The sequence below is a fragment of the Streptomyces sp. bgisy130 genome, assembly GCF_057708345.1.
This window is the reverse complement of the sequence record NZ_JBYISA010000032.1, coordinates 72698-84439: the sequence shown is the minus strand read 5'-3', so window position 1 is coordinate 84439 and position 11742 is coordinate 72698. Positions and strand designations below refer to the sequence as shown.

Below are 11742 nucleotides of genomic sequence, written 5' to 3'. Positions count from 1 at the left end.
GGATGCCGCTCCGGACACCGGTGCGGCCTCGGGCTTCTGCTGGGCGCCAGACTGCCACTCCGGCCGGCGATGAGATACCCGATCCACCCACATATACGGAGCCCTATCGCTCATTGCGGTGAACTCTGCCACGCGAGAACGGATTTGGGAGGACCGATTCGGGAGGACCCGCACCGGCGAGTTCCGGGTGCCCCCGGAGCGGGGCCGGACGCGGCCGCCGGCCCCGGGCCGGAACGTCGTACGCGTCAGGCCGTCGGCGCCGTGGCCACGATCGTGCCGACCGCCGTGTCGAGCTGGGCGTCCGTCAGATCCGCACGGGCCGTGAGCCGCAGCCGGGAGATTCCGTCGGGCACGGACGGCGGCCGGAAGCAGCCGACCCCGAGTCCGGCCGCGCGGCAGTCGGCGGCCCAGCGGACCGCCGCCTCCGGCGAGGGGGCACGGACCGAGACCACCGCGGCGTCCGGCCGGACCGCGGCCAGCCCCGCCGCGGTGAGCCGGTCGTGCAGCTCCCGCGCCACCTGGCCGGCCCGGGCGGCGCGCTGCGGTTCGCGGCGCAGCAGCTGGAGCGCGGCCAGCGCGCCGCCGGCCGCGGCCGGGGCGAGTCCGGTGTCGAAGATGAACGACCGGGCGGTGTTGACCAGGTGCTCGATGACCCGGGCCGGGCCGAGCACCGCGCCGCCCTGGGAGCCGAGGGACTTGGAGAGCGTCACGGTGGTCACCACATCGCCGTCACCGGCGAGCCCGGCGGCACACAGCGCGCCGCGGCCCCCTTCGCCCAGGACGCCCAGGCCGTGCGCGTCATCGACGAGCAGTGCGGCGCCCGCGGCCCGGCAGACCTCGGCGAGCGCGGGGAGCGGCGCGGCGTCGCCGTCGACCGAGAACACCGCGTCGGTCACGGCGAGCGCCCGGCCGTCGTGGCCGGTCAGCGCCGCTCGCACGGCCTCGGGGTCGGCGTGCGGGGCCACTTCGGTACGGGCCCGGGAGAGCCGGCAGCCGTCGATGAGGGAGGCGTGGTTGCCCGCGTCGGAGACGACCAGGGTGCCGGGGGCGGTGAGCGCGGTGACGGCGGCGAGGTTCGCGGCATAACCGGACGACAGCACCAAAGCGGCCTCGAAGCCGCAGAACGCGGCGAGTTCCGCCTCCAGCCGGGCGTGCAGCTCGGTGCTGCCGGTGACCAGCCGGGAGCCGGTGGCGCCGGCGCCCCAGCGGTGCGCGGCGGCGGCCGCACCGCGGGTGACCTCGGGGTGCCGGGCGAGTCCGAGATAGTCGTTGCTGGCCAGATCGAGCAGCGGGGAGTCGGCGGGGCGGGGGCGCAGCGTGCGCACCAGACCGGCACGATGGCGTGCGGCGCGGGCCGTGTCGATCCAGTCGAACGCCGCGTCGTACGCCGGCCGGGAGGCCGCGGCGGTGGGCTCGCCGGGGGTCGCCGGCGCGGTGTCGTGGAGCAGCGACGGGGCGGAGTCCTGCGGCATCGGCGTCCTTCGTCTGTCGGCCTCGATTGTCGGCTGTCGATAGACGTTAGCGGTCGTTTAGCACGCTCACGGTGTGGTGATACACACACCTCGATCGGAGCTCGTTGTGGAGATCCTCCTTGGCCGGAGGCGGTGGCGTACGCCAGGATCAACGCCATGGACCTGCTGAACACACTGGTGGACAAGGGACTGCGGCGCGAGTTGCCGACCCGCGAAGAGGCGCTGGCCGTGCTGGCGACCTCCGATGACGAACTGCTCGATGTCGTGGCCGCGGCCGGAAAGGTGCGCCGCCAGTGGTTCGGGCGGCGGGTCAAACTCAACTATCTCGTCAACCTCAAGTCGGGCCTGTGCCCCGAGGACTGCTCGTACTGCTCCCAGCGGCTGGGCTCGAAGGCCGAGATCCTCAAGTACACCTGGCTCAAGCCGGATGACGCGTCCAAGGCGGCGGCCGCCGGGGTGGCCGGCGGCGCCAAGCGCGTCTGTCTGGTGGCCAGTGGCCGGGGCCCCACGGACAAGGACGTGGACCGCGTCTCGGAGACCATCTCCACCATCAAGGAGCAGAACGAGGGCGTGGAGGTCTGCGCCTGTCTCGGGCTGCTCTCCGACGGCCAGGCCGGCCGGCTGCGCGCGGCGGGCGCCGATGCGTACAACCACAACCTCAACACCTCGGAAGCCACCTACGGCGACATCTGCACCACGCACGACTTCTCGGACCGGGTGTCCACCGTCCAGCAGGCCCAGGCGGCCGGGATGTCCGCCTGCTCCGGGCTGATCGCCGGTATGGGGGAGAGCGACGCCGACCTCGTCGATGTGGTCTTCGCGCTGCGCGAACTGGACCCGGACTCCGTCCCGGTCAACTTCCTGATCCCCTTCGAGGGCACCCCGCTCGCCAAGGAGTGGAACCTCACCCCGCAGCGCGCGCTGCGCATCCTGGCGATGGTGCGGTTCGTCTGCCCGGACATCGAGGTACGGCTGGCCGGCGGCCGCGAGGTCCATCTGCGCAGTCTCCAGCCGCTCGCCCTGCACCTGGTCAACTCCATCTTCCTCGGCGACTATCTGACCAGTGAGGGCCAGGCCGGCAAGGACGACCTCGCGATGATCGCGGACGCCGGGTTCGAGGTCGAGGGCACGGACACCACGACGCTGCCCGAGCACCGCAGGCAGGGCTGTGGCGAGGGAGCCTGCGCGTCCGAGGATGCCGGGGAGCCCGCGGACGCCGTCCCGGCGCCGTCCGACGACACCCGCCGTGATCTGGTCTCGGTGCGCCGCCGCGGTGCCGGTACCGACCTGCCGCCCAATGCCTGAGCCGCTCACCCCCGGCGAACTGCTCGCGCTCGACCGGCAGCATGTGTGGCATCCGTACGGGCCGATGCCCGGCAAGGCCGCACCGCTGCTGGTGGAGTCCGCGTCCGGTGTCCGGCTCCGGCTGGCCGAACCGGTCGAGGGCCAGGACGAGTTGGTGGACGGCATGTCGTCCTGGTGGTCGGCGGTGCACGGCTACAACCACCCGGTCCTCAACGAGGCCGCACAGGGCCAGCTGGGGCGGATGAGCCATGTGATGTTCGGCGGGCTGACCCATGAGCCGGCCGTCCGGCTGGCGAAGCGGCTGGTCGACATCACTCCGGAGCCGCTGGAGCATGTCTTCCTCGCCGACTCCGGTTCGGTGTCGGTCGAGGTCGCCGTCAAGATGTGCCTTCAGTATTGGCGCTCGCTCGGGAAGCCGCGCAAACAGCGGCTGCTGACCTGGCGGGGCGGCTATCACGGCGACACCTGGCAGCCGATGTCGGTGTGCGACCCGGACGGCGGGATGCATGAGCTGTGGCAGGGGGTGCTGCCGCGGCAGATCTTCGCGGACGCCCCGCCGCCCGGCTTCGACGCGGCGCCGGACGAGACGTACGCCGCGCAGCTGCGTGAGCTGATCGGCCGGCACGCGGAGGAGCTGGCGGCGGTGATCGTGGAGCCCGTGGTGCAGGGGGCGGGCGGGATGTCGTTCCACTCCCCCGGCTATCTGCGGGTGCTGCGGGAGGCCTGCGACGCCCATGACGTGCTGCTCGTCTTCGACGAGATCGCCACCGGCTTCGGCCGTACGGGCGCGCTCTTCGCCGCCGGACACGCGGGCGTCGCACCCGATGTGATGTGCCTGGGCAAGGCGCTGACCGGCGGATATCTCACGCTGGCGGCGACGCTGTGCACGGCGGCGGTGGCGGACGGGATCTCCCGCGGCGCACTGCCGGTGCTGGCGCACGGCCCCACCTTCATGGGCAATCCGCTGGCCGCGGCCGTCGCCGATGCCTCGATCGAACTGCTGCTGTCCCAGGACTGGGCGCAGGAGGTCAAGCGGATCGAGGCCGGGCTGTCGCACGGGCTGGCCCCGGCCCGGAGCGTCGCCGGGGTGCGTGATGTCCGGGTACTCGGCGCGATCGGTGTCGTCCAGCTCGACCACGAGGTGGACATGGCGGCCGCGACCCGGGCGGCGGTCCGGGAGGGCGTCTGGCTGCGCCCGTTCCGGGATCTGATCTACACCATGCCGCCGTACATCACCGGCGACGGCGATGTGGCGCGGATCTGCGCCGCGGTGTGCGCGGCGGCGCGCGAGGGCTGACCGCACGGGCGGCGGTGGCCGGGTGTCCGCGCCCCCGCCGCCCCGCTACCGGTGCAAGTACGCACCGGGCACACAGCAACATTCCCAGTCATTGCGCGCGGGATCTGCCGCGCAGAGTCGGAGGCTCAACCATGTCGGTGCTGTTCGTGACGGGCACGGGCACGGAGATCGGCAAGACCGTGACCACGGCCGCGATCGCCGCGGCGGCGCTCGCCCGGGGCCGTTCGGTGGCCGTGCTCAAGCCGGCCCAGACCGGCGTCACCGCCCACGAGCCGGGTGATGTGGCGGAGGTCGAGCGGCTGGCCGGCCCGGTCACCGGCGTCGAACTCGCCCGCTACCCGGAGCCGTTGGCGCCCGCGACGGCCGCCCTGCGGGCCGGTCTGCCGACGGTCGGCCCGCAGGACATCGCCGAGGCCGCCGCCAAACTGGCCGCCTCGCACGACCTGGTGCTGGTCGAGGGCGCGGGCGGGCTGCTGGTCCGCTTCGACGCGGACGGCCATACGCTCGCCGACGCCGCGCGGCTGGCCGGGGCCCCCGTCCTGGTGGTCGCCCAGGCGGGCCTGGGCACCCTCAACACCACGGCGCTGACCGCGCTGGCCCTGCGCTCGTACGGACTCGACTCCCCGGGCGTCGTCATCGGCAGCTGGCCGGCCGAGCCCGACCTCGCCTCCCGCTGCAATCTGGCGGACCTCCCGGACGCCGCGGGCGCCCCGCTCCTCGGCCTGGTCCCGGCGGGCTCCGCCGGGCTCGCGCCGCACGCCTTCCGCAGCGCGGCCCCGGACTGGCTGGCGCCGGCACTCGGCGGATCGGGGGCGTTCCCTATCCCGTCGTGACGCCGGTGCGGCCGCGGCACCCCGCCGCACGGGCGGCGCGTGGCGAGCGAGGACGGGAGACGTACGGCCCCTGCCCCGTGTTCGGGGCCGCTCCCGCCTCGTACGGATGTCCGGCCCGCTGACGGGGTGGCTCCCGGGGACTCCTTGCCCGCCCGGTGGGGAAACTGACTCCAGGAGCGGGCAGCGTCGGCGAAGGGGTCCGTCATGTGGCAGCGCAGAAGAGTTCCGCAGGGCACGGTGCACCACCCGGTGTTCGCCCGTTTCTATGCGAACTGCTGTGGTCCGGCCGCGGATGCCCGGGCGGGGGTGGCCGCGCTCCGGAAGGAGCTGCTGACAGGCGCCACCGGCCGAGTCATCGAGGTCGGCGCGGGCACCGGGCTGAACTTCGCGCACTATCCGGGGACCGTCTCGGAGGTGGTGGCCATCGAGCCGGAGCCCACCCTGCGGGAGGTGGCCCGGTCGGCGGCGGCGCGTGCGGAGGTGCCGGTGGATCTGGTGCCGGGGGTGGCGGAGGCGCTGCCGGTCAAGAGCGAGGCGTTCGACACCGCGGTCGCGTCGCTGGTGCTGTGTTCGGTGCGCGAGGTGCAGCGGGCCCTGCTGGAGCTGCGGAGGGTGTTGCGGCCGGGCGGTGAGCTGCGGTTCTTCGAGCATGGGCGGGCCGCGGGGCGGGGGCTGGCGGCGGTGCAGTGGTCGCTGGACCGGACGGTCTGGCCGCTGCTGATGGGCGGCTGTCACACCGGCCGGGACCCGCTGGGCGAGATCCGCACGGCCGGGTTCGAGGTGCTGCGGGTGCGCCGGCTGAGGGTGCCGGAGCGCGGGCCGACGCTGCCGACCTCACCGGCGGTGCTGGGCACGGCGCGGCGGCCGGCCGGCTGAGCGGCCCGCACGGGGCGGCGCTCAGACCGTCCAGGTGCGCAGTTCGTCCGCGATGACCCGGACGTCGGCCGTACCGTCCTTGACGAGGCGGGCGAGGTCGCGGACCTGCTCGGGGGAAGTGGCGATCTTCAGACCGCTGGCGACGAGGTAGCCATAGGCGACCGCGGTCGCGAACATCGCATTCGCCTCCTCCAACGCCGGTACCTGGAGCAGGAGTTGAAGCAGCGCCGCGGCACGGTCCTGGGGGTCGGTGTAGACGGGCACACCGAATATCTCGGCTTCATGGCGGCTGACCGCGGCCACCAGGGCGCCCCAGTCGGTGACCTGGGGGTCTCCGGGGGTGTGCTGTTCGGCGATGAGAAGGAGCCAGGCGAGGTCGATGCGCAGTGTCACGTGGTGCCCGGCAGTCCTTCGCGGTCGGTGGTGCCCGGGGTGGCAGGGGGGCTGCCGTCTTGCCGGCCGAATTCCTCGGCGAAGACGCGCTCGTACTGCTTCATGAAGTCGGAGGCGGCCTCGACGAAGGTCTGGCCGACCTCGCCGGCGTCCTTGAGGACGAGCTCCTCGATATAGCGGTTCATGCTCACTCCCCGCTGCGTGGCGCGCTCTCGCGCCGCTTCAGCAGTGGCTTCGTCCACCCTGACGTTCAGCTGCGTCTTCGCCACCCCTTCAAGCTAGCGCGCTTGCGCTAGCAGCGGCAAGCGGCGGGGCGGCGGAGATCGCGGGGTCCGCCTGCCCGAGTGCCCGGTGCGCGGCATCCGGGCAGGCGGCGCCCACGGGTCCGGCCTTACTTGTAGCCGAAGTCCTGGGTCCAGTAGGCCCGGTGCTTGCCGCCCAGGGCGACACCTATGCCGGTGCCCTTGGAGTGGCAGGCGAGGATGTTGGCCCGGTGGCCGGGGCTGTGCATCCAGGCGTCGAACGCGCCCTGGGGAGTCGTCGGCCAGGCATCGATGTTCTCCGCCGAGGCATCGTCATACCCCTGCGCCTCCATCCGCTCCTTCGGGTCCTTGCCGTCGGTGGAGGTGTGCGAGTAGTGGCTGTGGGCGGCCATGTCCTGGCTGTGCAGCCGGGCGGCCTTGTCCAGACGGGGGTCGCGGTGCAGGGGTGCACAGCCGTGCTCGGCCCGCGCCTTGTTGACCAGTCGGTGAATCTCCGCCTCGTAGCGGTCGATCTTGCTGTTCCCCGGCTTGGTCGCCTTCGGCGCCGGCGTGGTGGGCCGGTCGCTCGGCGTGGCGTCGGGGGTGGCGCCGCCCGAAGCCTGGGGGAAGGCTTCGCTGGCCGTCGCGTTGTCCTGGGAGTTGAACACGGCGAACGATCCACCGAGGACACCGGCCGCGGCAATGATGCCGACCGGAATCATCCGGGCCCGGCGCCGGTGCGCGCCGCGCGCCTCGCGCTTCACCGAAGAGAATTTCACGTTCAACTAAATCGTCTCCATAGGGGAATGCCGGAACGGAAAGCGGAGGGCACAGGGCGGCGCCGTCCACTCCCCACAGGCCCGTTCGGTCACCCGAACCGCCTTTCCGAGAGCAGGGGTCACCGTAACAAAGCAATCCCTCACTCCTCCCGCCCAGCATTCCCCTCTTTACATAAAGGAGTTGACGGGCCAATACACTTCAGATGCTGCGAATCGGGAGAAGTTCGCAGGTCCGTCCCGCCTCGAAAAGCTTCGCCACAAAGGAACTTGCACCGGGGATACGGCGGCAGTTGGTAAATTGCCCGCCAGTTCCGTACGATGCCGCAGCGCCTTTCGACTCCCGTGCAGGGAAAGGGAATTTCGGGCCAGGCACAGAATTTCTGGGCCTGAGAGGGAAGGGCCCTTCCGCCCCACACTGGGATGCGGGCGGCCCCTTTCGCGGGTGTGTCCTGACGGGTGTCCTAGCGGGCGTTCTGACGGTCTCCTACCGGGTGTCCGCGAAGCCTCGTACGTCCTCGGGGTACAGCGGCCGGAGCGGATCGAGGATGCGGGCGGCCTGCTCGCGCACGCTGAACACCGCTCCCCCGTCGCACCGCCGCCGGGACCGCGCCGGCAGGAGAGCGGCCTCGACGACATGGATCACGGCCCAGGGCACCAGCACGGCGAGCAGCACCAGGGTCAGATCGGCGAAGCGCGGCACGAAGTCACCGGCGAGGCCGAGGGCGAGAACCGGCCCGCAGGCCAGAACGAGAGCGCCGACCGCGCCGGCGGCCCAACGGGCCCGGAGTGGCTGCCCCAGGGTGAGGGTCGTACGCACCGCGCGGTAGAGGTTGAGCGCGCTGTGGTGGAGGACGATCACAAGGAAGAGTGCCGGCAGCACCGGCGCGAACGCCCCGGCCGCGGCGTCGCATCCGGCGACCGAATCCGGGCCCGGGCAGGCGGGGGCGACGACCGCACCGGCGAGGAACGGCAGCAGGGAGCCCAGGCAGGAGCCCCCGTAGGTCGCCCGGAAGGCGGCGGTGCGGGCGGGCCGGGACAGCGAGCGCGCGGGGCCCGCGGCGTACGGGGCGAGGGCCGGCTGCCACAGAGCGCTGAGAGAGACGAGCGCGCACCAGCCGGCGAAGGTGAAGCCGCCCCGGGTGAGGAAATCCGAGGGCAGGCCGCGGGCCACGACGACCGCGAGGCCGGCCAGACTGCCGAGGCCGAGGACGACCGCCGCGGCCTTGTGGAGGAGGCGGCGCAGGCGTCGGCCGGTCAGGCAGAGCAGCGCGGAGCCGACGGCGGCGAGCAGGATGCCGGTGGCGACCGGCGGGACGTCCGTGCCGACCGGCAGAATGCCCGCGCCGACCGGCAGGTTGGGCGCGAGGGCGTGCAGCGACCACCCGGCGAGCACGAGGTGCACGGCGAAGAACGCGATGTACACGGCGGCCGCGACGGCCACGCCCGGCCTTGCGCCCGGCGAGCCGAACCCGGCCCTGCTCCGGAGCCCACGCGGCCCACCGGGCCGCGGGCCCGACGCCCACCGCGACGCCGTGCACATGCCGCCGAGCAACTGCCCGACGAGCACCGCCAGGACGCCCGACCACAGCGGCTGGTGGCAGACCTGCACCGCCATCGCCCCCGTGACCAGGGCCAACGGGGCGATATGGGTGCCGAACCCGAGGGCGAACAGCGCACGGACACCCCCGTGCCGTGCGCGGTCCGGCACCTCGTCGGCGGTGTGTGTTTCGACCGCGCCGGGCTGCGCGGCTCCGTGCCGATCGGTCACGGCGGCCTCCTCGTGGCTGGCCCGCGCGGGGTCGCGGGCTGGTGGGTGACGGGACGGCCAACCGGCGGACGGGCAGCGTGGAGCTGCCGGATGACCGGTGGGGCGGGCGGCCGACGAGGGGGGCTGAACGGAGTCTCGGGTACCGGGGCCACCAGGTCAATGACCAAGATCCGTCCTCCCCGGGATCTCCATGGCGCGGGGCGGGGTGCGGCCCGCCTGGCCGGTGCGTCCGTCGCGGGGCGTGCCGCTGCCGATGCGGCCGGAGCCGATGCCGCACGATGTGACCGTCGCGGGCCCGGCCCGACGGAGGGCAGCGACGGACCGGACCGACCGCGACCGCACCCGTGCTCGCTCCGCAGCGCGATGTGCCGGTGGCGATCGGGGTGTCGGGGGCCATCGCCACCTGCTGCTATCTGCTGCCGGTGCTGGCCATTCTCTCGGCCGCGCCGCCCGGCCGGGTCACCGGTGTCGGCGGCTTCATGGATGCCGCCCGGCTGGTCTTCGGGATCTACGGCGACGGGCGCGAGCCGGTGCTGACCTTCGTCGCGGTGCTGTTCGTGGTGGCGCTGCTGACGCAGGGCAGCGCGTGGATGATCGTCGCCGACCGGATGCAGGCGATGGCGGCCGCCGACGGCAGGTTCTTCAGCCGGGGCCTGGGCGCCTTCCACCCGCGGCTGGGTACGCCGGTCCGGATGAATCTGCTCTCCGGGGTCACCGCCACCGTGTTCATGGCCGCCGCGATGAACCTGGCGAAGGGGGACGCCTCGGCGGTCTTCGGCGTGGTGCTGTCCGTCGCGATCGCCACCCTGCTGCTGTCCTATCTCGCGGTGATCCCCTCGCTGCTGGCGCTGCGGCTGCGCCACCGCGAGGTGCCCCGGCCCTACCAGGTCCCGTTCGGCACCCGCGGTTTCACCGTGGCGACGCTGCTTGTCTACGCCTGGATCGTGCTCGGCTCATGGGTGGCGCTGTTTCCCGGCACACTGGAGCAGCTCTTCGGCCTGCCGTACGGCTTCCGGGCGGTCTGGGGCGTTTCCCGGCTCACCTTCGAGGCGTTCACCCTCGGCACCGTCGTCCTGCTGCTGGCGATCGCCGTCGCCGGGTATCTGACGCAGCGCATGCGCACCCGGCGCCGGGACTACGAGCGCGAGGCCGGCCCGGCACGGTAGCGCCGGTGCCGCGCGGTCCGGGCCGGCGGGACTACTGCTCCGGCTCGGCGACCCGGAGCAGCAGTGCGTGCAGCAGCTCCCGTTCACCGGCGTCGAGCGGGACGAGCAGCTCGTCGGTGACCTGGCGGCTGGACTCGTCGGTATCTCGCAGGGCGCCGCGGCCCTGGTCGGTCAGGACGACGATGCGGCTGCGGCGGTCGCCCGGAGCGGGCCGGCGTTCGACGTAACCGAGGTTCTGGAGATCGTCGACCAGGCTCACGATCGCGCTCGGGTCATAGCCCAGCCGTTCGCTCAACTCCCGTTGCAGGGCGCCTTCCACGGTCGTCAGATACCGGAGCAGGGCGTAGTGGCGCAGCCGCAGGCCGTACTCCTGGAGCACCGTGTTGAACATGCTCCCCGACCGCAGGCCGAGGCGGTACAGGAGGTAGCCGGTGTCGGCGTGGAGGGCGCGCATCCAGGGGACGTCGGCGTCGGTCTCGGCGATCTCTGGCTCCGGTGTGAGGTCCCGTGGGAACGGGAGCGTGGGCGGGGTGGGGCGGTCTCAGCATGGAGCATACCGAGGTCAACGGCAACTATTGACGACAACAATGATCGGTCTTAGCTTCCTTCGGGAGAGCCGGACCGCGCCGAGCCGCAGCCCAGGGCTCCCGCACCTCCCTCCCAGAGAAGGAGCACATCGCCGTGTCAGACCCCACTCCCCCTTCCTCCACCGACCTCAGCGGCAAGGTGGCCGTGGTCACCGGCTCCGGCCGGGGTCTCGGCCTCGCCTACGCCGCCGCGTTGGCCAGGGCCGGTGCCGCCGTCGTCGTCAATGACGTGGACGCCGGGATCGCCGGGCAGGCCGTCCGGTCCCTCACCGATGCGGGTGGCCGGGCGGTGGCCGAGGTGGCGGCCGTCGGCACCACCGAGGCCGCGGACCGCCTGGTGGCCCGCGCCGTCCAGGAGTTCGGGCGGCTCGACATCATGGTCACCAACGCCGGGATCCTGCGGGACCGCGTGCTGTGGAAGATGACGGACGACGACTTCGACAGCGTCGTCACCACGCATCTGCGGGGCACCTTCACCTGTGCCCGCGCCGCCGCGGTCCGGATGCGCGAACAGGGCGAGGGCGGCCGCCTGATCCTGATCGGCTCGCCGGCCGGCCAGCGCGGCAACTTCGGCCAGACCAACTACGCCGCGGCCAAGGCCGGTATCGGCGCCATGGTGCGCACCTGGTCCATGGAGCTGGGCCGGGCGGGCATCACCGTCAATGCCGTCGTCCCGGTGGCGGCGACCGCCATGACCGAGACGATTCCGGCCTTCGCCCCGTACATCGAGGCCCTGCACCGCGGTGAGCCGCTGCCGGAATTCCTGCGCAAGGGCGAGGGGTTCGGCACCCCCGAGGACTGTGCCGCGCTCCTGCCGTTCCTCGCCTCCGACGCGGCGCGGGACGTCACCGGGCAGTGCATCGGCATCGGGGGCGACAAGCTCGCGCTGTGGTCGCATCCGCAGGAGGTCTCGGTCGCCTACGCCGACGGCGGCTGGACACCGGAGGGCATCGCGGCCACCTGGCAGCACTCGGTGGGCAGCGCTCCGCAGACGGTCGGCATCCCCGCTCCCAAGGCCCGGTGA

The 11742-nt window shown here is 72.9% G+C and carries 12 protein-coding genes; 6 read left to right on the top strand and 6 right to left on the bottom strand.

Annotated features, from left to right (window positions below):
• Positions 1-245: 245 nt before the first annotated feature.
• Positions 246-1472 (bottom strand): 8-amino-7-oxononanoate synthase, encoded by a 1227-nt coding sequence (locus AC3EUV_RS30110; protein ID WP_435604291.1) that lies wholly within the window; start codon positions 1470-1472, stop codon positions 246-248.
• Positions 1473-1628: 156 nt separating this feature from the next.
• Between AC3EUV_RS30110 and bioB the strand changes: the two genes are divergently transcribed.
• The 4 genes from bioB (at position 1629) to AC3EUV_RS30090 (ending at position 5783) form a co-directional block, all read left to right on the top strand.
• Entirely contained in the window at positions 1629-2777 is a 1149-nt protein-coding gene (gene bioB, locus AC3EUV_RS30105; RefSeq protein WP_432144595.1) for a biotin synthase BioB, read from the top strand.
• Positions 2770-4074 carry an adenosylmethionine--8-amino-7-oxononanoate transaminase gene (locus AC3EUV_RS30100; protein WP_432144594.1) on the top strand — a complete coding sequence of 435 codons (1305 nt, stop codon included), beginning with the start codon at positions 2770-2772 and terminating at the stop codon, positions 4072-4074. Before bioB ends, AC3EUV_RS30100 begins: the two co-directional genes overlap by 8 nt.
• Before the next feature lie 131 nt (positions 4075-4205).
• Positions 4206-4907, top strand: a complete 702-nt coding sequence (gene bioD / locus AC3EUV_RS30095) for a dethiobiotin synthase (protein ID WP_435604290.1) — start codon at positions 4206-4208, stop codon at positions 4905-4907.
• Positions 4908-5111: 204 nt separating this feature from the next.
• The gene (locus tag AC3EUV_RS30090) at positions 5112-5783 is read left to right on the top strand and encodes a class I SAM-dependent methyltransferase (RefSeq protein WP_432144592.1); all 672 of its coding nucleotides are present in this window, start codon (positions 5112-5114) and stop codon (positions 5781-5783) included.
• Positions 5784-5804: 21 nt separating this feature from the next.
• On the opposite strand, the gene AC3EUV_RS30085 is transcribed toward AC3EUV_RS30090, so the two are convergent.
• The 4 genes from AC3EUV_RS30085 to AC3EUV_RS30070 all read right to left on the bottom strand — a co-directional run bounded on the left by AC3EUV_RS30085 (position 5805) and on the right by AC3EUV_RS30070 (position 8965).
• On the bottom strand, positions 5805-6176 hold the full coding sequence (locus AC3EUV_RS30085) for a fic family toxin-antitoxin system, toxin component (protein WP_387240900.1): 372 nt from the start codon (positions 6174-6176) through the stop codon (positions 5805-5807).
• Positions 6173-6445, bottom strand: coding sequence for a toxin-antitoxin system HicB family antitoxin (locus AC3EUV_RS30080; RefSeq protein ID WP_435604289.1), 273 nt, complete (start codon positions 6443-6445; stop codon positions 6173-6175). Before AC3EUV_RS30080 ends, AC3EUV_RS30085 begins: the two co-directional genes overlap by 4 nt.
• Before the next feature lie 122 nt (positions 6446-6567).
• Positions 6568-7197 (bottom strand): CAP domain-containing protein, encoded by a 630-nt coding sequence (locus tag AC3EUV_RS30075; protein ID WP_435604288.1) that lies wholly within the window; start codon positions 7195-7197, stop codon positions 6568-6570.
• A gap of 484 nt (positions 7198-7681) precedes the next feature.
• Positions 7682-8965, bottom strand: coding sequence for a cytosine permease (locus AC3EUV_RS30070; RefSeq protein ID WP_432144590.1), 1284 nt, complete (start codon positions 8963-8965; stop codon positions 7682-7684).
• 344 nt (positions 8966-9309) lie between these two features.
• On the opposite strand from AC3EUV_RS30070, the gene AC3EUV_RS30065 reads away from it, so the two are divergent.
• On the top strand, positions 9310-10131 hold the full coding sequence (locus tag AC3EUV_RS30065) for an amino acid permease (RefSeq protein WP_435604287.1): 822 nt from the start codon (positions 9310-9312) through the stop codon (positions 10129-10131).
• Positions 10132-10162: 31 nt separating this feature from the next.
• On the opposite strand, the gene AC3EUV_RS30060 is transcribed toward AC3EUV_RS30065, so the two are convergent.
• Positions 10163-10585: a MarR family winged helix-turn-helix transcriptional regulator gene (locus tag AC3EUV_RS30060; protein WP_432144588.1), complete on the bottom strand. Its 423-nt coding sequence runs from the start codon at positions 10583-10585 to the stop codon at positions 10163-10165.
• A gap of 227 nt (positions 10586-10812) precedes the next feature.
• Between AC3EUV_RS30060 and AC3EUV_RS30055 the strand changes: the two genes are divergently transcribed.
• Positions 10813-11742, top strand: a complete 930-nt coding sequence (locus AC3EUV_RS30055) for an SDR family NAD(P)-dependent oxidoreductase (RefSeq protein ID WP_432144587.1) — start codon at positions 10813-10815, stop codon at positions 11740-11742.